This is a genomic window from Gracilibacillus sp. D59 (genome assembly GCF_052246695.1).
In the GTDB taxonomy this organism is placed as follows: Bacteria; Bacillota; Bacilli; order Bacillales; family Amphibacillaceae; genus Gracilibacillus.
Map to the genome: position 1 here is coordinate 61,659 of NZ_JBQQCK010000010.1, position 25,917 is coordinate 87,575.

Genomic DNA, 25,917 nt, shown 5'->3' on the forward strand with positions numbered 1-25,917 from the left:
GTATTCCCCCTCCATGCGGTACATTGTCGATATGTCCTGATTTAATTTGTTAAGATGAGTGTATCTTTTGCTCTAATTTTGGTTTTTCCTTGGTAAGTTTCACTAGTTAAAGTGTTGGTCCATGTCGTCTCGCCTGTGTCAAAGGTTACGGTTTCGCTGTTATGATTCATAACGAAAAGAATTTTCTCTCCGTTTTTCTCACGAGCGATCACTTCAACACCTTTGGCTGATTTTAGCTCTCCTTCGATACCACTATCTGCACTAATCGTATCGATAAAGTCTTGTACAAAAGCTTGATCTGGACTGGAAGCAACATAGTAAGCTTTACCATTTCCGTAATTATTTTTCGTTAACACTGGCATGCCTTTGTAAAAGTCGGAATCATAAGTTGCCAGAACTTCTGCACTTTCTGCATGGATCAGATCAAATAAAAGATTGCATTTATACTCTCCCGAAAGGGAACCGACTGTATTGTTCATTAAGATTTCATTAGTATGGGAAGGCTCTAAAGCATCGATTTCTTCTGCCCAAACCCCAACTAACTCGCGTAATTCACCTGGATAACCACCTAGTGTAACAAGATCATTTTCATTGACGATTCCACTGAAGAATGTTGTTACAAAGGTCCCTCCATCTTTTACAAATTGTTTCAATCTGTCAGCATGTCCTTCTTTCACCATATACAATACTGGTGCAATCACCATATCATATTTACTTAAATCTTCTTCAACGCTTATCATATCAACCGGAATATTACGTTGATAGAAAGCATCATAGTATTTATGCACTTCCTTCACATAATCAAGGGAAATCGAAGGTCCACTCGATAATTGAATTGCCCAACGATTTTCCCAGTCAAAGACTATTGCTACACGGGCATTGACACGACTATCGATAATTTTATCCTCTAATTGGATTAATTCTTGACCTAACTCTGCTGACTCACGAAACACTCTCGTATGTTCATGTCCGACATGCTCAATAACCGCACCATGATATTTTTCTGTGGCACCCTTTGAACGTCTCAGTTGAAAAAACATCACTGTATCGGCACCGTGAGCCACCGCTTGATAACTCCATAAACGCATGACACCAGGACGTTTTAAGGCATTGTACGGCTGCCAGTTTTGTTGGCTCGGTGTTTGTTCCATCAACATAAAAGGTTGGCCACTGCGGAGTCCGCGCATTAAATCATGCGTCATCGCTGTCATACTTACTGGTGTATCAATTGAAGGATAATTATCCCACGACACGACATCCATTTCTTTTCCCCATTTGAAATAATCAAGCTCTGGGTACAGACCCATTAGATTGGTTGTTATCGGAAGATTAGGTGTATGATTTCTCAATGCATCACGTTCTAGTTTAAACACATCCAGTAAACTGTCAGACTGGAACCTGCGATAATCAAGGGAAATACCTTGGAAGTTAGTATTTTGTCCACCTTGCCATTCCTCACTTAAGCCATTCGGTGCAACAATCTCATCCCATTCATAAAAAGTGTGACCCCAAAAGCGCGTATTCCATGCCTTATTAACTTCTTCCAGTGTTCTATACTTTTCTTTCAACCAGACTCGAAATGCTTTTTGACAGTTTTCACAATAACAATAACCGCCATATTCATTGGAAACATGCCATATTAATACAGCAGGGTGATTCTTGTAGCGTTCGGCCAATTTATCCGCGATTCGTTCTGCATATTTGCGATAGGTCGGGCTATTTGGACAAGAGTTGTGTCGTCCACCAAACTGTCTTTTTCGACCTTCAAAATCGACTCGACGTACATCCGGATAACGCTTCGCCATCCACGCTGGTTGTGCTCCTGTACTTGTTGCCAGACAGACATATACTCCGTTTTGATATAAACGATCAATTGTTTCATCTAGCCATTCAAAATTATATGTAGTCTCATCAGGTTGATTTAGCGCCCATGAGAATACATTAACGGTAGCCACATCAATACCTGCAAGCTTAAACATGCGCATGTCTTCCGTAACTGTTCCCTCATCCCATTGTTCTGGATTATAGTCTCCTCCATACCATATTTTTGGTAAGTTTTCATGTATCATGTCGTTTCCTCCTCTAAGCATCTATTAAGTGCACCAAGCATACCTGCATCATTATGGTGTTTACATGGTGCGAGTTCTACTTCAATATCAGGCCATGGCGGAATAGTCGAAAGGTTTTCTATCATTTTAGTACATGGCCTGTTAGGACACTAATGGCTAATAACTAGAGCAATTATCACAGTTACTGTATTCGACAAGTCGGTATTAAATTCCTTTACCTTATTTCGTTTAGTCGGAAACTTATCCTGAAATAGAAAGTTAGCATCTTTTTGAAGACACCCTATTTTATATTTTTGCCACCCCTATTTAAAACAAAGGTACATTTTCCCTATTCAAAACTGATCCTTCCTGCAAGTAATATGTAACAGATGAAGCCTGATGCCACTTGTGTGGTATCAGGCCCATCAGATACGATTATCTCCGGTGATCAATCGTCCATTAACAAACAGCTAACGGACGCTAACCATCTGTGAGGTATTAGAAGCCTCCCTTTATTTCGTACCCCAAAGTTCCATTACATCTAATGTTTTTTGTGTCATCAATTCATTTGCTTTATCAATATTCATTGCTTCCAGCTCTTCAATCATAGAATCCCATGCTGCATCAAAATCTGCTGGATCACCTAGAACAGCTTGTGTAATTCGTTGTTCGGTTAAGTCATCTGCTTTTTGCTGGATGATCTCTAATTCACTACCCGATTCGATGGTATAGTTAGCAACTGTACCATGGTTAGAGATGCCTAACTCCTCAGTAGGCGGGAACCACTCAGTCCAGTTTTCCATACCATATTCAGCAACTACTTCTTTTTCTGCTTTGTTAAAATTGTCAATGATTTGTTGCTCAGAGTTAGGCGTGATAGGCTGACCACTCGAGTCAACTGCACCATTCCCCCATTGTGGGAATGGATAGACATAATAGCCTACACCTGTTTCTTTAGCGTAATCACTATCCGTATTCATACGCTCACGATCATCTTCCTGCATCACCCGTTTACCATCAACGATATCATAATTTTCTCCCTCTATACCCCAGTTTACTAGGATCTGTGCTTCTTCTGACGCCATCCAGTCTAAAAATTCGAATGCTTCTTCTTGGTGTTCACTAGTAGAGGAAATGGCAATACCCCAGCCACCAGCAAAACCGTAATCTTTCAGACCTTGTGACTTGTATTCTTCACCTAATGTAACAGGTAATGGTGCGTATGTTCTCCACTCTTTACCATCAGCAACAAGTGCAGCATCTGCATCACCAATGTTCCAATCCTGATCCGCTATACTTAAAACACGTCCTGAAGAAAGTTTGGAAATATACGTATCATACGTATGTGTAAATGACTCAGGATCCAATAAACCTTTAGCATTCATACCATTTAGCCATTTAAAATATTCTTTAAATTCTGGTAATAGGAATTTATATTTGGTTTCCCCTGTCTCGTCGTTTACAGCCCATTGACCATCGTCAGGAAGACCTGCTGCAAAACCAGCTGGGTTCCCAACTGTAATTAACCAACGCCAATCACTACCTAAAAGTGATAATGGAATTGTTTTTTGTCCATCAATTTCTGGATACATTTTATAGTATTTTGTAATAGCTTCCTCGAAATCTTCTAATGTATTAATTTCAGGATATCCTAACTCACGTAATACATCTAATTGGATTTGGAACGTACCACTTGTTTGCCAATATGCGTTTTCCACACCATAAGTACCTACAGTATAAATGCTAGGGTCTTCACGAGAATTACGTAAACGATCGAGTTGATCACCATACATCGCTTTTAGATTTTCACCTTTTTCTTCAATTAAATCGTCCAGCTTGATTACGCCACCAGCCTCGATTAATTTCCCAATGTCACCTTTTGCATAGATCAAATCAGGGTAATCACCACTTGCGATCATTAATGGAATCGCTTCGTCATTTCCTCCGACTGGATAGTCTATTTCTAATTTTACACCTGTTTCCTCTGTTATTTTTTGTGCAACTGGATCATCAAAAGCTTTTTCCTCACCATCAGCACTAAAAAATGTCAATGTTAGTGGTTCATCACTTGATGAATCACCTTCATTCCCTTCTGTTGCACCTTCATCTTCACTGCTTGTATTTGTATCTGAATCATCACTACAAGCGGCTAAGAATAGTGCTGCAAACATAAATAATAAGGATAAAGATAAAATTGATAGCTTTCTCTTCATGTTTTCCCCTCCGTTTTTAATAAATTTATCTACCATAAGTTGATTCGAGTCAATTTTCACTCTTCTAATCTGTCACCCCATCCTTAAGAGTGTGTTTATAATAAATTCATTATATTAGAAACCACTTTTTTTAAAACATGATTAAAGAGTTATAAAAACTAGTAAAAAAGAACCTGTAATAAGATAGTTATAATTATTTCGTACCCCAAAGTTCCATTATGCTTTGTGTCATTTCAGTCATTTCTTCATTTGCTTTTTCAATATCCATGGCATCCAGTTCTTCAATCATGGAATCCCATGCTGCATCAAAGTCTTCAGGATCTCCTAAGATTGCTTGCGTAATTCTTTGCTCAGTCAAATCATCGGCTTTTTGTTGGATAATTTCTAAATCACTACCAGTTTCAATTGTATAGTTCCATGCTTGACCATGGTTAGAAACACCTAGTTCTTCTGGTGGTGGGAACCAATCAATCCAGTTTTCTATACCATATTCAGCGAGAACTTCTTTTTCAGTTTTATGGAAATTATCAATAATAACTTGCTCAGTATTTGGTGTGATCGGTTGTCCGGTAGTATCTACGGCACCATTGCCCCATTGTGGGAATGGATATACATAGTAACCAACACCAGTTTCTTTACCATAATCTGAATCAGTGTTCATTCGATCTCTATCATCTTCTTGCATTACACGTTTACCATCAACGATGTCATAGTTTTCACCTTCAATACCCCAGTTAACTAAGATTTGAGCTTCTTCCGATGCCATCCAATCTAAGAATTCAAATGCTCTTTCTTGGTGTTCACTAGTAGAAGAAATTGCAATACCATAACCACCAGAAAAACCATAGTCTTTTAGGCCTTGATGTACATTGTCAGGCCTAACAGTAACTGGTAATGGAGCATAAGTTCTGTTTTCCATTCCGCTTTGTAAGAGTGCTTTTTCAGCGTCACCATAATTCCAGGGTTCATCCGAAAGACTTAGCACTCGACCTGATGAGATTTTGGAAATATACGTGTCGTATGTGTGTGTGAATGATTCTGGATCAAGTAACCCTTTTGCATTCATTCCATTTAACCATCTAAAGTATTCTTTAACATCAGGATCGAGGAATTTATATAAGGCTTCTCCCGTTTCATCATTAATAGACCATTGACCATCACCTGGGATTCCAGCAGCCTGTGATGTTTTATCCCCCACTGTAATTAACCAGCGCCAGTCACTACCTAATAGTGATAACGGGATTGTTTTTTGTCCATCAATTTCCGGATACTTTTCATAGTATTCTGTAATCGCTGCTTCGAAATCATCCAATGTACGGATTTCCGGGTAACCGAGTTCACGTAATACATCTAATTGAACTTGAAATGTTCCACCTAATTCCCAAACTGAATTTGTTACACCATAAGTACCAACTGTATAAATGCTCGGATCTTCAGGTGATCTACGTAGACGATCAAGTTGATCACCGTACATTGCTTTAAGATTGTCACCTTTTTCTTCAATTAAATCATCTAACTTAATAACACCACCAGCTTCAATTAATTTACCAAGATCACCTTTAGCAAAAATTAAATCTGGATAATCACCACTTGCTATCATTAATGGGATCGCTTCATCATTCCCACCAACAGGGTAATCCATTTCCAATTTAATTCCCGTTTGTTCTGTAATTTTTTGAGCGACTGGATCGTCAAATGACTTCTCTTCCCCATCAGCGTTAAAGAATGTTAGTGTAAGTGGCTCATCGCTGTTATTTTCTTCTGTACCATCATTGTTACTGCTTGTATCTGTATCAGAATTATCACTACAAGCCACTAAAGAAAGTACAGCAACCATGAATAATAAAAACAATAAAAAAATTGATAGCTTTCTCTTCATATTTTCCACCCCCATTTTTAATAAATTTATATATTAATTTTCATTAATACCTAGCTTTTCACTGCACCTAACGTTAACCCTGTTACAAAGTATTTTTGCAGGAATGGATAGACCATTAAGATAGGAACAGTTGCGATAATCGTAATTGCCATTTTTATTGATTGCGGATTGGTCTGACCTGCAATTACTTCGGCATTTTGTGATGTAATATCTCCACTTGAGATATTAGCATTATCTAATATCTTCATTAATTCGAACTGTAATGTCGTTAAAGTTTCACTACTTCTTGCATATAAATATGTATCAAACCAGCTGTTCCATTGCATGACAGCTAGGAATAGAGCAATCGTAGCGATAACTGGTAAACATAATGGAATTATAATTTTTGTAAAGATAACAAAATCATTGGCACCATCCATTTTGGCTGATTCTTCTAATGCGGTAGGCAAATTATCCATAAATGATCGAATAATGATTACATTAAACGCTGAAATAAGCATCGGCCATATATATACACCAAAGTCATTGATTAATCCCAGTTGACGAATTAGCATATATTCTGGGATGAGGCCACCACTTATAAACATGGTTAAAACAAGTAAGAAACCAACCAAACTATTAAATACAAAATCTCTTCTGCTTAATACGTAAGCAAGCATTGTACTTGCTATAATACCTGCAATTGTTCCAACTATTGTTCTTAAAATTGACATAAAGAATGCCTGAAGCAACCGGTCATTACTGCCAAATATCTCTTGATAATTAGCAAATGTAAAGTCACGGGGCCATATATGAATTCCACCCTTAGCTGTATCTACTGCATTATTTAAAGATATTGCTAATATGTTAAGAAACGGATATAACGTTATCACTACCATGAATAACATAAAAACCGTCAGCACTATATCAAATGTCGTCCATTTTCTTTTTTTCATTGGCTGAGAATCTCCTTTCTGTTAAAATACACGCCCTTCACCTATTCGTTTCGCAAAGCCGTTACAAATTAAAATGAGAATAATACTGATAACGGACTTAAATATCCCGATTGCGGTACCGAATGAATAACGAAACATTCCAATACCATAATCTAATGCATATAGATCAATAACTAAGGCCTTTTCAGCGACTATATTGTTACCTAATAGCATTTGTTTTTCAAAACCGATATTGATTAAGTTGCCAATATTTAAGATAAGTAAAACGATGATAACAGGGCGAATACTCGGCAATGTAATATGCCACATTTGACGCCATCTACTTGCTCCATCAACTTTTGCTGCTTCATATAACTGAGGATCGACACCAGCCATTGCTGCTAAATAAATGATTGCATTCCATCCTGTCTCTTTCCAGACATCTGCAACGGTTACAACGCCCCAAAACATATCAGGTTGTGCCATAAAGTTAATCGGTTTGTCCAGAATTCCTGTACTCACTAACAGATTGTTGACGATTCCTTCAGGTGATAGCATGGTAATAACAATGTTCGCTACAATTACCCAAGAGACGAAGTGAGGTAAATATGAAATCGTCTGAGTCCATTTTTTTAATGTTAGAAATCTAACTTCATTGAGGAGTAGTGCAAATCCAATAGCTGATAATGTACCAAATACTAGTCCTAAGATCCCCATTCCCAATGTATTTTCTAATGCTCGGTAAAACATCGGTTCATTGAAGAGGTCTTTAAATTGTTTTAACCCTACCCATTCCTGTTCAAAAATACTAAATTGTGGCTTATAGTCTTGAAAAGCCATCACCCATCCTGCAACTGGAATGTATTTAAAAATAATTAACCAGATAACAAAAGGAAAGGACATTAACAATAACGCCTTTTGTTTACTCATCCTTTTAAAGAAGCCTTTATTACTTGGTTGCGGTGACTGTTTTTTTCCTTTTTTGGGAGGAAAACCTGGCTTCACTGGTGTTTGCAAAGGTGAGTGTGACTCAGGTAGATTCGGTTGTGTTTCTGCCGCATTGTTGATTCGACTCATTTTTTCTCTCTCCTAACCTGTCAACCCTTTATTGAAAGCGTTTTTTTAGTTATTTTTATTATATTAGAAACCGCTTTCTTAAAAAACATAACAAACGAGACATAAAAACCAGTAAAAAAGAGAGATGAGAATAAATATCCAATTTCAAATCAAAGAACCCGTTTCTTTTCTCAAAACGAGTTCCTTGTTTAAGTAAATCAAAAATTAAAAATATAGCTTAATTGACAGAAGCCCACTGTCAGAGGATCTTCAATAGAGATAAACAACAAATCTTTTTTATACCAGCTTAGATTTGTTATTTAAACTAACATTTTCAACAAATCTATATTTATCAGTCATACAAAACAAAAAAACATTAAGATTCAGCTTGTATCATCCATTCTAATGCTTGGTGCAGTTTGTCTTTTTGGACGGTGAAGTCGATTTGGTTATTGTTATTTTTCATTATCGCATAGTGTGTGTCTGAGATGGAGCTGAATTCGATTGTGTTTTTAGTGATTTCGTTGTTCTCGTCAGTAATCAGATAGGTTATCGTTACTTCCGGTTCTTCTTCCACCGCTTCCCCATTATATGCTTCATCAAAGGTTAGCCCAGCTAACTGTTTATACCCATCTCTGAATGATTCGGTATTCAGCTCTTCTCCTTCATGAAAGACGGTAGTTTTGACCTCTTCTGCATTAGTCTCTTCATGCTCCATCGTATATGTTACCTTATCTTCTGGAGTCTTAATTGATAATTCGTCGATTACATTCAAGGAAACAATATGAACAAAACGATCAATCATATCATAGGCCTGGTGACTGTATGGATCTAATAATTTTGTCGGTAACTTATACACTTCTTGTTTTCCATCAATCTGAACATAATACTGATTATTCGCCGCTGGATCACCAACAATAAGTTTTTCTTGCTTTTGACCATTCGAAAATTCAATCGAGAAGTCTGAATCCGTAAAGCCATAGTCCCCTTCCCCATTAACTGTTTCTACTTGTTCAAGTTTATCTATACCGACTACCATTTCCTGCATCTTGGAAAAAGCAACACTATACACATTTTGATATGGTTCATGCATATACCAGCCACTTAAATGGGCCAACGATTCTTTTTCGGAATAAGGGGATTCTTTACTCAACTGAATCACTTCGGTTCCGTTATCTATCTCCATTCCTGTAACGTCTTCAGCTGATATCGTTAAAATTTTAGTATCTAATAACGCTGTACGTTTTAGTGGGATCGTTTCAATTGATGAACGATCTACCAAGTAAATCTTTTCTTTTTCTAATTGCTCGACATAATATCGATCACCTTGTCCATTCATTTGACCGACAGAAATTTTTTGTGTATTACCTTCCGTATCTGCAAAAGAAACAGTCACTTTTGGGAAATCTAAATTGACATTCTTTTTATCCACTTCAACTGCTTCCCCAGTCATTTCTTCCATTGCTAATAAAAAGCTTTCCATTTTGTCCGTATCTACTTCATTCTCCGCATCAACGACTTGCCAACCTTGTTTCTTTTTCGTTAGAGTAACATTCTCACTTGCGAACACTTGGATATCTGTTACCTGTTCAAAGCTTTCAATGATTTGTTCTGATGTTCCATCTGCTTCTTTTTTATTTTGATTAACATTTACCAATATAAATAACAATGCAGACAAAACAATGATACTTATGATCACATATATTAATGTTCTAGTTTTCTTCATATTCATCCCTCTCACTTTGTGCCAATTCTTGTTCCATCAATTTAAACGGTTTTTTCATGTTAATCATAATAAAAAACGCTGCTACACTCATACAAAACCAAACTGTAATACCCGGAGCAAAATAATAGATAATCGCCAGTGATACCAATGTCGATATATGAAATAATGTCGTTTTAAAGTAACGGAAGATCGCATATATAGACACAATAAATAAGTTCTTTAATTTCACCTCAAACCTTGTCAGGATAGGAAAAGCATATAACATAAGAAACAACATAAAAATGAGTAAAATCAAAAAAACCGGAGATAGTATCGCTAAATAATGACTAGCATAATACATATCTACAATTAAAATTGTCATAATCGTCCACTGTATTAGCCAATATTTCGTCGCAATTCTAAAGTTATTCTTGTAATACTTCCAAAAATCCTTCGTCGGACTTAGATCACGTTCGCGAATCATTTTTCCCATTGATGCGTATAATGCAGCCCATGAAGGCCCTGCCGGCAGTAACGCAATATAAAAAAGAATGATATTCTGTACTGACATTTCAACAAAAACAAAAGCTAGTAAAAATAACACATTTGCCAGCATAAAATGAATATTGGTAATAAGAAAATAATAAAAATATTGAACAGCTATATATAATGGTCTTTCTGTAACTGTGTGTGCCATCGACATTCCCCTTTAAACGTGTTGTTTCCGATGTTTTTTCTGAAACTCTTTCGGACTAACACCTACATATTTTTTAAACTTCTTATAGAAATAATCATTATTGGAATAACCCACTTTTTCGGAGACCTCATATACTTTCAGATCTTCCTCTATTAAGAAAAGTTTGGCTTTTTCCATTCTGACAATGTCCAAATAATGATGAAAATAATTCCCGGTTTGCTTCTTGAATTTTTTCCCTAAATAAGAACGGTTGTAATTGAACAAATCAGCAATAACTTTTAAATTTAAGTCTTTATAATAAAACATTTCGACATATTCAATGATTTTTTCAATGGTATTCTCTGCATTACAAGCAAACCCATTAATTTCAGAAGCGGTCTGATTTAGCTGATCCTTTAATGAAGACAGTAGTTCCTTTAATGTTCGAGACTCACAAATAATAATTGCCATTTCTTCATTTGACGGTATATGGATATCTGTGTTGGCTTTAGATAATTTCGTGTAGATATCTTTTGTAAATTCAATTAATTCTGCAACAATTCGCTGCGACTGGTACTGGTTCGCCTGGTAATACTTTTCTAGTTCAACAAAATAACAATCAAGTTTATTATTTTCTTCAAACTCAATCGAACGACATACTGCCTCGATCCAATCATTTGCTAAACAATGATCCTCCGGAAGAAGTTCCTCGTTAGAAAGAATCGTTCTACTTCCATAACTGAAGTGTAAACGTTGCAATTGTTTAAGCTGATTGACGATTTCTGGTAATTTTTCAATTGTTGTACCTTCTTCCACCAGCTGAAATTGGTGCTGTCTGACTGCCATTAACCGGTTTGCTGATTGAAATAGCCGCTTAATAGTAGCAATCTCACAATCTCTAAATAGAAGATACATAACTTGATCGATCCAAAAATATTTATAAAGTTGATCTTTAGCTATCTTTTCTTCCACCCATTTTTTATCCGGGCGGTCGATAAATGTGATACTCGCAATATGGAAGGTATCATTCTGATAGAGTTTCAACAAACTGTTATTCATTTTTCTCCCTTGTAAAAACTCCTTCCACTCTTCTTTCTCTGTCATTGTCTCATATTCGTGTATTTGTGAATGAAGGAGATTTTCACTTATGCACTTTTTTTGAAGATGTTGAATCAAGGGAATTAACTCTTCCTCATCAACTGGTTTCAACAAATAAGATTCCATTCCAAGTCGAATCGATTGCTGTGCATATGTAAAATTGGAATAACCAGATAGCACGACAAACTTACAAGGATAGCCTTCTTTTTTCACTTGTTTCACCATATCAATCCCGCTTAAGCCCGGCATTCGAATATCGACAAAAACGACATCTGGTCTTAGTTCTCTAATTTTTTCTAACCCTACTTTACCATTTTCCGCTGTCCCTACTACTTGATATCCGTATTCATTCCAATCAATAACAGAAGAAAGTCCCTCTCTTATCAACGGTTCATCGTCTACCAACAATACTTTTAACATTCAACCTGCCCCCTTCTCATGTTGATTATTTTTTATTTTGGGAATCTTGAGAGACATCGTCGTTCCTAAACCTTCAATACTTTCCATTTCAATCCCGTATTTGTCACCGTAATAGAGTCTTAGCCGCTGATGTACGTTGTGTAAACCGATACGATTGCCATCTAAAAAATAATCTTCATCATCTAGGCGCTCTCTGATTTCGATAACCTTATCTTTTGATATCCCGACACCATTATCTTTCACTTCAACTTGAATATACTTATCTTCTTCTTCTATCATTATCTTAATAAACCCATCATCTTCTTTCGGCTCTAGACCGTGGATAATGGCATTTTCAACAATAGGTTGGATCAATAACGGAAAAATATAAAAGTCTTTCACTGAATCTTCCACTTCTAACTGATAACTGAATTTCTCACCAAAACGTAATGTTTGAATTTCAAGATAATGATTCATTAGTTTTATTTCATCCGTAATCGGTACTGGGCGATCTGTTCTTTCTAATGCAGAACGCATCATTTTACTTAGCATTTTTACGATTTTTGCGACTTCCGGATCTTTATTTAAAATCGCTTTCATCCGAATCATTTCTAATGTATTGTAAAGGAAATGCGGATTAATCTGGCTTGCAAGCATTTTAAAATCCATTTCCTTTTGTTTGCGCTTCCACGTTTCTTCTTTGATTTTATGAATGTAGACTTCATCAATGATTTTTTGAACACTTTGAGAAGTTGTTGCTAAATCATGGAACACTTCACTTATTTCGTCGTGTCCTTTTATAACCTTTTTAACTTGGAAATTACCTTTTGCTACTTGATACATTGTTTGTCTTAATTGCTGAATTCGTTTATGGAAGCTTCTTATGAAGATACCTATTAAAAAAATCGATACCGATAATGCACCAATAATCACAAAAAAACCTCGCGCATAAATGGCATTTGGATCCTTCATCACTTCATTAACGGGAATAACAGAAGATACTTGAAAACTATTATCTAATGATTTATCAGGTTGAAAGTCGTGCACATTTATTTTGACATGTTCTTCTTGGAACTCTGTATCAAGAACGTAATTACCTAATTCATGCTGTTCCTGTTCAAAAAATGTTGCTTTTTTTCCAATATATTCACGCTCTGTGTCATATATAATGGTTTCTCGATCTAATGTAATAAATGCTTGATATGGTTCCCCTTCTACCACTGACTTCAACATGTCTGGAGAAACAAATATCGCTAATACCCCTAATAACTCATTACTTTGTCCATAGACCGCTCTTGTTAAGGCTAATAATTTTTGAGACGTCCAGTAATCTTCTATATAGACCCATGACAAACGACCACTTTTAGAAACGGCTTCTTGATACCAACCTTGCTGCTTTACTAATGAGTTCGCATAAATAAAATGTGAATCTGTTATCATATCTTTATTCATGTAAAATTGAATGGTCTCAATTTCATCATAATATTTCAAAAAATCATCGAACACTGGATAACGATTATAGGCATTATAAATATCTAATGTCGACTCGTACTCATTTTCTAACAACTCTTTCAAATTCTGATTAATATAAACCATATCTGCAATACTGGTTACACGGTTAAAGATGGTTTGCAATCGCAATTCCAGTTTATCGACATTCGATTCTGCTTCACTTAATGAATGATTCAATACAATATCTCTCGTGCTATAGTTCAAATAAGCACCAACTAGCAGAATAGGTATAGCTGTGACAATCAGGTAAATGCCTAACAATTTATGCTTTACTTTTAAATGGTCAAACATAGACATGATTCTTTTCTTTAAATACATTTGCTACCCCTCCTGTCACAACTATTTACAACTTATTTCACTAGTAAGATTATCACTATTCGTTTCAAACAGATTCTTATTATCTATGGTAGCTTTTCTTCGGCATACTTGCCAGACCTTTTTCTTCTTGACTCCGATCATTCTAGTAATCCATTCAGCCAGCTAATAAACAGGCGCAATAACCGATTTAAAACGACACCGTCCGTAATCTGTAGTTAACTCTCCTTGTACAGATTCATTGTGAATGAAACTTGTTTATTTTGCTGTAATGTTATGTGTTGATTGTTTTTCTCTACCTCTGGATAAAGCGGAAAATACAGCTTTACCACCTGATCGATTTTACTTACTAGTTGTAGTTCGAGTTGTTTTGTCTCTATATTCCACTTCAATCTTTTAACTATTATTTGATTTGGCAGACAGACACCATTGATTTCCCCTTTTGGCAAGGAAGGTGGGAGTGCGCCTAACACTGTTAATCTGCCATTATTAAAATCTACTAACATCTCATGAACGACTTGTGGTAACGCTCCATTGCCATCAACATTGAAGATCTCCTGTTCATTATAATGGGACATCATTAAAGAAGAATAAAAGCAATTATGATCGATCAGCAAGCGGAAAATGTCATCAATTAACGCTGGCATATGGAATTGGGTGGCACACAATGCAGAGTGCATTCGACCATGTGTGGAGGATGTGTCTGCCTCTTCATTTAACAGCCATGCTTCCAAACGTTTATCAAATGCAGTTTGTGCCGCTTGCCACATTGCTGGGTCTGTTTCATTATTGAACTCCCTGCTTTGAAATACTGGATACAAGTGTGAAAAATGACGATGGTTATAATTTTCTCCTTTTTTTGGTGTTAGCCATTCTTTCAATGCACCATCTTCATTAACTTGATAAGCTGGCATTTTATCTCGCATGTCATGGCATTTCTTTATCTTTTCTTGCGGATAACATAAGATCTGATAGGCCTCACTTAAGTTAGTTAATACTTCCTTCGCTACTGCTACATCCTGTGTTGCATTATCGGCCGCTCCATTTTCTGCTGAATAAGAAGGGGTAAAACGATAGGTCCCATCAGGATCTTCAGTCAGAAAATCTTCGTAAAACAGGACAATATCTTCTAAAAACGGCACAACTTCATGTTGTAAAAACAGCTTATCACCAGTAAAATGGTAATATTGATAATACCAATGTGCCAGCCAGCCGGCACCACATGTCCATAAATGTAGTGGCCATTCTTCATTCCAATGAACGTGTTTTCCACTGTTACTGGAGTGGATCGCTGCCATGACACCTCGTGCGCCGTAATATTTCTGTGCATTTTCACGAAAGCCCGGCATTAACTCTTTGATTAAACGGAAATATCCTTGCAATCCCTCTAATAGATTACTTGAAAGGGCAGCAGCAATCGACAACTCGACATTTGTATCAAAAGTAAAATCCCCGCTCCATGCCGGATCAAACGTACCTGTCCAGATTCCTTGTAAATTCGGTGTTAACTCTCCGGCACTGCAAATATACATATAGCGGCCGGCATCATACATTTTTTCCAGCAAAACAGGTGTGATCTGCCCCTGTTGTTTTGCGTACTCTACTAATGACCAGATTGATTGTTGACGTTCTTGATCTGTCGCCAGGCTCAGTTTGACTCGTTCAAACATTTCCTGATGTATCGACACATGTTTAGCAAAAAGGGTAGCATAATCTTTTGGATAGCTTAGTGGCTTTCTGATAATCTTGCGCTCTGCTCTATTTTTGTATGGTGTAATCTCCATTCGAATCAAGATTGACTTTTCACTGTTCACCTCAAAACCATCCGAATCGGAAAGAGGTTTTACCCCTTCAGCAATCAGATTAATCAACACATCATATCCAGCATCGCTATAACGATAATCAAAATGGGTATGAATCGTTGCCCCGTCGATCATACTTGTTTGACTCATTTTTGGATGTTGATAGTCTGCTAATTTTATCGTGTAACAACCTGGACTTAGATAATGGATGATTTGATTACAGTCTTGTGATACAAAGGTTTTTCTCATGTATGGTTGGTCGTTCACCTTATAGGAGACGCTAAGCTCCCCTGTCTCGTAATTGATGCTTCGCTTGTAATCTGAATAGTATTGATGATCGGTTTCTATATGTAAATGGAAACCTGGATGTGATGGATCACTCATCGTTAATCCTTGATAACCGTGTTCTTTTGCCTTTTGATAATAAAAGGATATAGCTTTTTCATAGCCTTGTTCCCTGATTATCTTTCGCATTTCTTCTAAATACGGTGCCATATTAGGTAAATCGTAACTATTGCCTTGTGGTAAATAAAGTCGGCAATGGTTGCCGATGATTGTATCATGAACAGGATTACCGAATACCATCACTCCTTGGCTGCCATTCCCGCTTACTAAAGCATCCTCCCATTTAGAAGCAGGCTGATCTGTCCAGGTTCCACGTTTAGGTAATTGATGCAGCATGACACTCATCCTTCCATTAATTGAATTGATTGGATCGATAGCTGATTAACTTCCAGAATGATATCGATTGACTTACTATTTTGTGCATGCAAATCTATTATTTGATCTGTCCATTGATTAACAGCGATTTTTTGCGTGGTGACTGGTAACTTTTCACGGTCATTTACATAAACACTTAATAGTCCATCCTCGCCTTTTACTCTTACCTTCAATTTTGAACTTGGCTGATGTCGTACATTTCGAAACAAAATCCAACCTTTCTGATCAGCTGTCACACAAGGTCTTTCCATTTCTCCTTTTGTTAAGGTAATATTTTCGTAATCATCATAGTTCTCTGCTGGTGTAAGTTGCTCGAGAGAACGTCCAGTGATCACTTCTCCTTTAATCGTTATCGGAGCGGAAGTGTAAACAACTTGCTCACTTGACTGACCAATGTGAAAGCGAACGGTACCTTGTTCCAGTACAAACTGATTCGTTCTCACATCAAAAACTGTTAATTGATTGGCATCAATCGATAATGTGATGCGTTTTTCCTCATCTGGTAATAAGAAGACTTTTTCAAATGTAACCAATTGTTTATTTGCTCTCGGATAGTAGCCTCCAGTTACACAAGCATATACTTGGACAACTTCCAACCTATTAAAATCACTTTCATTTTTGATAGTAAATGTAATGGATACTTTTTCATTTGCCGCTATTTCCGTTTTATCGATCTCAACATTCTGGTAAGTAACAGAACCATAACTTAAACCATGTCCAAACGGATACAAAATATTAGTATCAGCATATTGATAGGTTCGTTTTCCCTTACGAATATCATAATCTGTAATATCAGGTAATCGATTGGCATCCTTGTACCATGTCATGCTCAGTTTGCCAGAAGGATTGTTGTCACCAAAAATGGTGGCAGCAAGGCTATTACCAAGCTCTTGTGATCCGTGCGAACTATATATAATGGCAGGGATATGGTCTTGTTCCCAGTTTATTGCAAATGGATAACTTCCTATTACAACTAGAACCATATTTGGATTTGCATGATAAACCGCCTGAACTAAGCGCTGTTGATAGTCTGCCAGTTTAATATCTTCTCGATCCTCTGTTTCTTTCCCATTAATCATCGGATGATTTCCTACACAAACAATGGCGACGTCACTTTCCTTGGCACGTGCTGCAGCTGCTTTAATACCATTTTCGATAATCTTTTTTTCAAAAAGGCCAGCATCTTTTTCACGTACCACCACTTTATCTTGTTCTACTGTTAATGGATAACCGTTCCAACTTCTTAATGTATATAAATCCTGGTCATTAGCTGTAACACTTATTTTTTCGCGGTTAAACCAATCAAAAATTTCTTCTTTTGTGGCTGAAAAGGTATCTACTTTTTCCGATTGTGTCAAATAATGATTCGTCTTCACATTTTTAAAGACATGCCAGCCATTTCCCCAGTCTTCATCAACTAAAACAGCATGACTTTCATCGTCTTGCTTAACGATCCATTGATTTTTATCATTAATTCCTAAATGATTGGTTGATAACTCTGGTTTCCAAACAATGCGATCAAACCCATCATGATAGGAAATATCTGCACCTGGGAGTTGTTTTTTGATACCTGCTAATGGTGTTATCTTATAAGGGGGATAACCCGTATACCAATCACGAAAAACATCGTTAGCTGTCGGCCCAATAACAGCAAGCTTATCCAATTTATTCTTACGTAAAGGTAAAAATCCCTCGTCATTTTTTAATAATACGATCGATTCATCGGTAACTTTACGAGCAAGCTTACTATGCTCCTCACTGCACATTAGATCTAACGGTAGGTTATGATAAGGATTTTTACTAGGATCCTGATCAAAGTGACCTAAACGAAAGCGTACTTTTAACATACGTCGAATAGCACGGTCGATATCTTCCTGCTCGATTAATTGTTTTTCCAGTGCCCTCTTTGCTGCTTCCTCGACGATTTCCTTACGATCTACGAAACAATCAATTCCTTTTTTCAAAGCATCTGCTAAGGCCTCTTCAAATGTATCATAATACTGATACTCTTCCACATTTAACGTCAATGCACCGCCATCACTAACAATAAAACCATCCATCCCCCATTGCTCGCGGACAATTTCTTCTATTTCATGTATTTGCATGCACGGAATTCCGTTGACACCATTATAGGCAGTCATCATCGATAATGCATTCGCTTCTTTAAAGGCCGGTTCAAACGCTTTTAAATAATATTCTTTTCTATTACGTAAATCCATACTATTCGATGTATCTTCGCGTCCTTTTTCATGGTTATTACCATAAAAATGCTTCGGTGCGGCGACGAGTTTTACATAAAAAGGATCTTCCCCTTGCATTCCTTTAATCAATTCTTTAGACAGTTGACCTGTTAAATATGGGTCTTCCCCATACGCTTCTTCTGTCCGTCCCCAACGAGGATCACGTTCCATATCAATCGTCGGTGCCCATAACGTAAGGCCTGTTTTCTCGTTTTGTAGCTGATAGAAAACTCTTGCTTCATCTCCTATCACACTACCTACCTGATGCATCAATGCCTTATTCCAAGTGCTTGATAATCCGATTGGCTGTGGAAAAACTGTCGCCTTTCCTCCTTTTCGATCAACTACACCATGTGCTGCTTCTCCTCCGACAGCATAAGCATTAATACCTAATCTTGGTATCTCGCTTTGTTGTGTACTCAGCAGAGATATTTTTTCATCATCCGTTAGCGCTTTCATTAATGTCGATAAACGTTTTTCTACCGATAAAGATGGTGATTGAATCTTTTCTACTATACTCAAAAAATCACACCTTTTCTAAGATTTGGAGGTCTTACAAATAGGAAAACGGTTTCCCTTTTTCCTATAAAGTTATGTGAACTTAATATTAAATTACGTTTATTATAAATAAATTAATTTAAAAAAGCAATGACAAATGACATTCCATAATTGGAATACCATTTGTCATTGGATATGATTTGACATAAAAATAGCGTTATTCGTGATTCTTTTTAGATTAATTGAAATCTTCTTACCGTTGGTAAAAAGGTAACTGGAATCGATGGGAATCTATCTTTTAATTGGTTAGCCAACCATTTCATACCTGGATCCTCACTCTCTGCATGTCCAAGTTGAATTAATCCTTTAGGAACACCTAGCTGGCTTGCATCCCAGACAAATTCAGGAGTTTCCCATTCCGGACCTTCTCCGTAGATAACAAGGTCAACCTTTTCTAACAAAGGAATAGTTGTCGGTCCGTTCCCACGGTAACCCACTAGTACAGCTATTTTTTCACACTTCATGTCTTTGTTGCCAACAAAGCGCAGATAATTAATACCTAATTTCTGTTTTACTTGGGTGGCAACCTTAGCAAGTGTTGAATTCGGTATATGAAGAATACTGTAGGCTGACTCTTGCTCGTTTACATACTGTTGCCAATCCAGTTCTGCTATTAAGCCATGTGTGATTCCGTCCGGTTGGTAGCGGTGAATCGCATCATGGTTGCGATAGATAGCTAGGTTCGTTTGTTCAATGATTGATTTCTTTTCTTCTACTAAGCTATTATTTTTTTCTAACGCTTGATTAGAATGGTGTTGATAAAAAAGGGCTTCATGTGTGATCAATAAATTCGCTTTGAGATCAACGTTTTTTTTAATCACGTCAATACTGGGCATAAAGCTAACTGTTATCCCCTTTATTTCATCTTTACTATCCCCATACATCAACCCGTCAACAGTTGACGAGTCAAGCATAACCCCCTCTTCAAGCTGATCGATAACATCCTGTACAGTAATCATAATTTCCTCACCTTTCTCATTTCTTACTCAACTGCAAAATTGAAGTCGCCTAGTTTCTGGGCGATTGAAGCTAGACATCCGCGCAGATTTTATTACTTTCTTTTCTTTTAATAAAAGGGAGTGATTTCGAGCTCACTCCCTTTTGTTATTTACTTGTTTTTACTTATAGTTCTTTTTTTTACGAACAGTGTGATACCACCTAGAATGAAAAGCAATAATCCAATAATTAAATAGTTAAATAAATTAGTTGCTGTAGAAGGTAGTTCTTGATCATTTTGACCTTTTTCTCCAGTTTGATCAACCGCTCCGTCTTGATCGGCTGCCCCGTCTTGGCCGTCTTTTCCATCTTGACTGTCTTCTCCATTTTGGCCATCTTCTCCATTTTGGCCATCTTCCCCATTTTGGCCATCTTCTCCATTTTGGCCATCTTCTCCATTTTGGCCGTCTTCTCCATTTTGGCCGTCTTCTCCATTTGGGGTACTATCTGAAAAAACACCATACGTAGAGAAATGTTGAACGTTTAATAAAATTACTTGATCTTCCTCATTAACTACTCCCCCACGTTCTTCCCAAACTTCCGCTTCTTCATTATAATGGTAGATTGATAGGGTGGATGTCTCAGCATCCTCATCATAACCTAAGATTAGTGTAAATTCATTAGATGGTAACGTGGATCCATCAGGATATTCGAATATAAAAGTTAGTGCTTCTCCAGCAGGGATTAAGCCATCATAATTTGTTTCTTCCACATCTTTTATTGTGACAATTACTTTTGTGCCTTCAGGTAAGTCAGTTGGCATAGTAACCTTAGCATTGGTATTAATAACACTATATGTTTTACCCGCAACGACTTCTTGACCTTCTTCCCGATCTAATTCAAGCTCTGTTACTTCGTCATCAGGTGTAGCATCATCTTCTTCAGCTACTTCTGTAAACTTCCAGTAATCAAAATTGAATAACTCGTCTTCACTATCACCCTTAAACATAAAGAATACATTGTGTACTCCTGAAACATTGGAAACATCTGTTTCAATTAAATTCCACTCTTGCTCACCACCAGTAGCATCTACTTCTAACGTACCAATTACCTTACCAATTGGACTGTCTATGCGAAGTTCGATTTTACCACCTTCAGTTGAGGCAACATTAGCTTCAAAAGATTCAGCACCATTTTGTCCAAAATCTATATTGGATACTGCAAGCCAGTCACCATCATGTATATCTGTAACATTTAAATTAACATCTTCAACTATGTTACCTGGTGCTTCTGATTCTTTAGTATTTATACCAGCGTTCCATGCGATTGTCTCAGCTTCAGTTCTTTGGTATGGATTTAAATTCTGACGTTGAGAGACTCCTTCCATATCTGCTGTAATCTCTTTTATATCCCCATTTTCATCATATTCAACCTTATTTATGTGCGGGGATCGGTAACCGTTGACTGAATCTATAGCCTTTCCTAATGTTTGTGCATGATAGGTTATATACCATTGATCTTTAAACTCAAAGAAATCTTGATGATTGTTTCCACCGACATCAAAGAATTCAGAACCATTCTTCAAAACAGCATTCACATAAGTAAATGGACCCATAGCGTCATCACTTACCATGTAAGAAATCTCTGCATACTTAGGATCATCTCCCTGACGTATTCCAGAAAAGTTTGTGCTATATGAGTAATAATATTGTCCATCATGCTTATGGATACCACTTGACTCAAAATGAAATGGCGAATCTATTACTTGTGCTTCCCCTACTGTATGAACCATATCATAACTCAATTTAATTACTCGTGCTGTTTGAGGATGTTTCGCTTGCTCTTGCGTAGGATTTCCACCGCCAGGAACTCCTCCACCATAATAGAGATAACCTTCACCATCATCGTCAATTAATACATCAGGGTCAAATATCCATACAACACCTTCAGTACCAGGCGTATTTCCATCAATTAATGGCTTTCCAATCGGATCTTCCCAAGGTCCTAGAGGAGAATCCGCTGTTAATACACCCACTCCTGATCCATTGTTTGAGAAGTATAAGAAAAATTTATTTTCACCATCGATTTTCTTCTGTCCTACAGCTACAGCCCATGAATTGGTCGCCCAAGTTGCTGCACCATCTGGTCCAGCAACTGGAATTGTACCATGATCTGTCCAATTGACCATATCATCAGAAGAAATAACGGTTATTGTATTAATACTTCCATAATTGTTTTCTATAATATTTCCGTTTTCATCAACTTCAACCTGATCATTTGTCAAATAAATATAAACTCTGTCCTCATAAACCAATGCATTAGGGTCTGCACCATATTTATGGCTTATTAATGGGTTATTATATCCAGGTATTTTCGCAATTGCCTCTGTATCTAATTGTCTTAATTCAATACTCGCTATAGCATCATGTACATTGTAAGCTACATCTTGATTACCTACTACATCGATATAATTGATTTTTAGTTGTTCTGTTCGATCCTCGGTAACAAAATCATCCACTTTTAAGTTCAATGTCGCAAATAAATTAGATGAATTGTTACTGAAAGAAACATTGTCTCCAGTTACATTGAGCTTTAATTGATTATTTTCATAACTAAAGGTACTTTCTCCATCAATACTATCGGTGTTAAAATCTACTCCTGATACAGTTAAACCATCCGGAATATCGATGGAAGCAGCTATCGATGAATAGTCACCCTCTGGGAGAGAATCCATTTCCAGTGGGACTTCAAATTCAATATTAGGAGCCCCGACAACGTCAGTGGCATCTCCTAAATCCGCATTTAATAAGGTTTGCGAAGAATCAGGATCTGTGATTTTATCATCTACTCTGAAATAATCAAAATCTACAAATCCGCCAGTATCTTGTGTTGCAAAATTAAATAGGGCAAAACGATAACCCATGAAATGAGGTAACGTGTACTCCATTTGTAGTGTAGCCCCTATTTTTGACCAAATTACACCATCAAGGCTGTAATAAAAATATGCTTGATCTGTTTGATTCTTAAAATCAAACTCCACTTTTAAGTATACTTTATTTTGGTCTATCTCCACTGTTTCTACTTCCTCTTCTGATTCTGAATTACCATTTACCATCACAATAGATTTAGAACCACCACTCATCTTCACTCCAACAAAACCATAGTTTTCTTGGAATGCTGCAAGTCCACTAACATCTCCATTTTTCATATTGCTCACATCAATTGCTATTTCTCCTAAACTTTCCGGTCCGAATGTTCTTTGCGTCAGCGTATTTCTCGTATCGTGAATACTTGAACTCGTTCTTCCGTTCGTTAATCTTAAATAGCCGGAACGATCTGTAAGTGACCAGAAATTGTTATCGGGATTATGGTTCCATTGCCACGTTAAACCCAGATTAGAACCATTATCTTCATATTCTCCACCTTTTTCTGTATCAGGTTCTGGTTCCGATTTTTGTATAAAGGAAACATCGTCCACATAGAAATCCATTAAATCATTGTCTGGATCCGCTGGATTTGCATAAGAGGTTTCAATGAAAATGAACGACTCAGACATATCCGCATCAGATGGAATGGTGTACGTACCTTTGATTGTACCCCATTCACCTTTCGTTATAGAACTCGATCCTATAACTTCAATTGTTTCCCAAGACGGCCCATTTTGTATATTAAAATTAAAGCCTTTTTGGTCAGGACCTTCTGTATATTTTATTTTAGCTGAAAATTCGTAAGTTCCACCAGCTACCACTTTATCCGTTAAATCTTGTTGTGGACCATCAACAGTTGCCTGACGGTCAAAAACTAATAAACTGTTGGTTCCACTGCTCACTTGCTCATCCGTAATCTCAATATTCGCGTTACGGTATTCCGTCCATGGTTCTACGCCATCTTCAAACCCACCATTAACGATTAGATTTGAATCTGGAGTAATATCTACAAACGATACATCATCCACATAAAAATTCATCAAATCTACTTCTGGATCTGGCTCAGAAGCCCAAGACGTTTCAATAAAAATAGATGTTTCCGAGAAGTCGACATCTTCTGGCATCGTGTAGGTACCTTCAACTGTTCCCCACTCACCTTTGTTAACTGTTCCTGATCCAATAACATCAATACCTTCCCAGCTTTGACCAAGTTGAATGTTAAAATTAAATTGCTTCTGATCGGGACCTTTCGAATATTTTACCCTTGCAGAGAATTCGTACGTATTTCCTGCTTGTACTTCATCGGTAATAACTTGTTTCGGACCATCACCTGTTGCTACTCGTTCTGTAACCATTAAACTGTTGGAGCCACTATTATGCTCTTGATCTGTAACCTGAACTGTTCCCCCCCCATTTACAATCCATGGTTCTTGTCCATCTTCAAAACCACCATTTTCAAGTAATTCTGTGCCATTTTCTGCAGCGAGTAATTCCTCTGCTGCCAACATCACATCCTTTTCCTCAGATGCTTCACTAGTACCTGCAGATGACGTATCACCAGTAGCTAGTTCACTCGCTGTATTAGTATTTTCAGAAGCTTGATAAAATTCATCTGATTGGACAATATTGCTTATTGAGCTATCTCCTTGTGGTGTAATCGACAGTTGTTCAGGTACCTCTCCTTCTACTCCGAATACCGGCCATTCATCTTCCCAAGTGACAGGTACTAAATAAGGAATTCTTCCAACCGATCCTCGATCACCGAATAAGAAACCGTACCATTCGCCATCAGGAGTATCGACCATTCCTCCTTGTGCGATACCATCATCTTGTAATACAACTTTTCCTTCATATTCACCGTCTATCGTATCTGAACGGTACACTAATTGTGTTCGTCCTCCGTTTTGCGGCCACGATATCAGAGAAACATAGTAATTACCATTAATTTTTTGAAAATGAGCACCTTCTGCATTGAGTATATGTTCAGTACCAGCAATCGAACCTGCATCAGGGATAAGCACTTTGTCAAGCCCACCTTCTTTAATTGCTGTTGCATCGGATGTGAGCTCGATTATTCTAATATCTGTCCCACCATATACCATGTAAACACGTCCATCATCATCGAACAACAATGACATATCATGATATAGATTATCTAATGTAGTTTTGTCCCATTCACCATTTTCGATATCATCAGTTTGAAATATATATGTTTTACCAGTGCTGTTAGACGCAAATGCTAAATAAAATGTACCTTCATGATATCTTAGGCTACTAGCCCATGATCCTTGACCATATTCATTTTGACCTTTTCTAAGCGCTTGCTTATCTCCTCTATGAAGAATATCATATGCATAGTTTACAATTTCCCAATTAACTAAATCCTTTGATTTCATAATAGGTACACCAGGGTTCATATGCATGGTTGTACTTGACATGTAATAAGTATCTTCAACACGGATAACACTTGGGTCTGGTACATCTGCCCAAATAACCGGATTTTTAGCTACGTTATCATTTGTTTCCTGTGCTAATGCACCAGTATAGGGAATATAACAATTTATTAGAGTAAGCGTTATCATTAATACAAAAAGTTTATTTTTCATTTTATCTCATCACTCCTCTTTCTCTACTTCAAATAATTTCCATTCATCCGTATAGACTCGATTGCCTCCATTTATTTTCTATCAAATCCTAAGTTTCACTTAATCCCCCCTTTTTAAAAATATCACTTTAGAAAAATAAAACTAATCTATCAAACCTCATGTATATTATTTCATGTTAAATGAAAATATTTAATAGAATACTTTATTATAAAATTACAATTTTTTATAACATTTATTCATTTTCTAATCTAACAGAAATAATGGTTAACTTTTCTTAAGGTTTTTTGTTTTGTGGTTGGTATTGGAAAAGGGT

Annotated in this window: 13 protein-coding genes; all 13 read right to left on the reverse strand. The window is 36.9% G+C overall.

Translation table 11 applies throughout. The features are described from left to right. Window positions 1-41: 41 nt before the first annotated feature. The 13 genes from ACTWP4_RS16275 to ACTWP4_RS16335 all read right to left on the reverse strand — a co-directional run bounded on the left by ACTWP4_RS16275 (window position 42) and on the right by ACTWP4_RS16335 (window position 25,604). On the reverse strand, window positions 42-2,069 hold the full coding sequence (locus tag ACTWP4_RS16275) for a beta-galactosidase (RefSeq protein WP_443129842.1): 2,028 nt from the start codon (window positions 2,067-2,069) through the stop codon (window positions 42-44). A gap of 491 nt (window positions 2,070-2,560) precedes the next feature. Continuing rightward, window positions 2,561-4,261: an ABC transporter substrate-binding protein gene (locus ACTWP4_RS16280; RefSeq protein WP_443129843.1), complete on the reverse strand. Its 1,701-nt coding sequence runs from the start codon at window positions 4,259-4,261 to the stop codon at window positions 2,561-2,563. Between the two features lie 193 nt (window positions 4,262-4,454). Continuing rightward, window positions 4,455-6,140 carry an ABC transporter substrate-binding protein gene (locus tag ACTWP4_RS16285; protein WP_443129844.1) on the reverse strand — a complete coding sequence of 562 codons (1,686 nt, stop codon included), beginning with the start codon at window positions 6,138-6,140 and terminating at the stop codon, window positions 4,455-4,457. A gap of 50 nt (window positions 6,141-6,190) precedes the next feature. Continuing rightward, on the reverse strand, window positions 6,191-7,075 hold the full coding sequence (locus ACTWP4_RS16290) for a carbohydrate ABC transporter permease (protein WP_443129845.1): 885 nt from the start codon (window positions 7,073-7,075) through the stop codon (window positions 6,191-6,193). A 21-nt stretch (window positions 7,076-7,096) separates the two neighbouring features. Continuing rightward, window positions 7,097-7,984: an ABC transporter permease gene (locus ACTWP4_RS16295; protein ID WP_443129930.1), complete on the reverse strand. Its 888-nt coding sequence runs from the start codon at window positions 7,982-7,984 to the stop codon at window positions 7,097-7,099. Window positions 7,985-8,486: 502 nt separating this feature from the next. After that, on the reverse strand, window positions 8,487-9,836 hold the full coding sequence (locus tag ACTWP4_RS16300) for a DUF4340 domain-containing protein (RefSeq protein WP_443129846.1): 1,350 nt from the start codon (window positions 9,834-9,836) through the stop codon (window positions 8,487-8,489). Further along, window positions 9,823-10,512 carry a YesL family protein gene (locus ACTWP4_RS16305; RefSeq protein ID WP_443129847.1) on the reverse strand — a complete coding sequence of 230 codons (690 nt, stop codon included), beginning with the start codon at window positions 10,510-10,512 and terminating at the stop codon, window positions 9,823-9,825. The genes ACTWP4_RS16300 and ACTWP4_RS16305 overlap by 14 nt, the downstream gene beginning before the upstream one ends. Before the next feature lie 12 nt (window positions 10,513-10,524). Beyond that, window positions 10,525-12,009: a response regulator transcription factor gene (locus ACTWP4_RS16310; RefSeq protein WP_443129848.1), complete on the reverse strand. Its 1,485-nt coding sequence runs from the start codon at window positions 12,007-12,009 to the stop codon at window positions 10,525-10,527. Next, window positions 12,010-13,818 carry a cache domain-containing sensor histidine kinase gene (locus ACTWP4_RS16315; RefSeq protein ID WP_443129849.1) on the reverse strand — a complete coding sequence of 603 codons (1,809 nt, stop codon included), beginning with the start codon at window positions 13,816-13,818 and terminating at the stop codon, window positions 12,010-12,012. Between the two features lie 215 nt (window positions 13,819-14,033). Then, window positions 14,034-16,298 (reverse strand): glycosyl hydrolase family 95 catalytic domain-containing protein, encoded by a 2,265-nt coding sequence (locus tag ACTWP4_RS16320; RefSeq protein ID WP_443129850.1) that lies wholly within the window; start codon window positions 16,296-16,298, stop codon window positions 14,034-14,036. A 5-nt stretch (window positions 16,299-16,303) separates the two neighbouring features. Continuing rightward, the gene (locus tag ACTWP4_RS16325) at window positions 16,304-19,099 is read right to left on the reverse strand and encodes a glycoside hydrolase family 3 C-terminal domain-containing protein (protein WP_443129851.1); all 2,796 of its coding nucleotides are present in this window, start codon (window positions 19,097-19,099) and stop codon (window positions 16,304-16,306) included. A gap of 209 nt (window positions 19,100-19,308) precedes the next feature. Beyond that, complete coding sequence (locus tag ACTWP4_RS16330) at window positions 19,309-20,094, reverse strand: Nif3-like dinuclear metal center hexameric protein (RefSeq protein WP_443129852.1); 786 nt, start codon at window positions 20,092-20,094, stop codon at window positions 19,309-19,311. Between the two features lie 149 nt (window positions 20,095-20,243). Continuing rightward, on the reverse strand, window positions 20,244-25,604 hold the full coding sequence (locus ACTWP4_RS16335; protein ID WP_443129853.1) for a family 43 glycosylhydrolase: 5,361 nt from the start codon (window positions 25,602-25,604) through the stop codon (window positions 20,244-20,246). Window positions 25,605-25,917 lie beyond the last annotated feature (313 nt).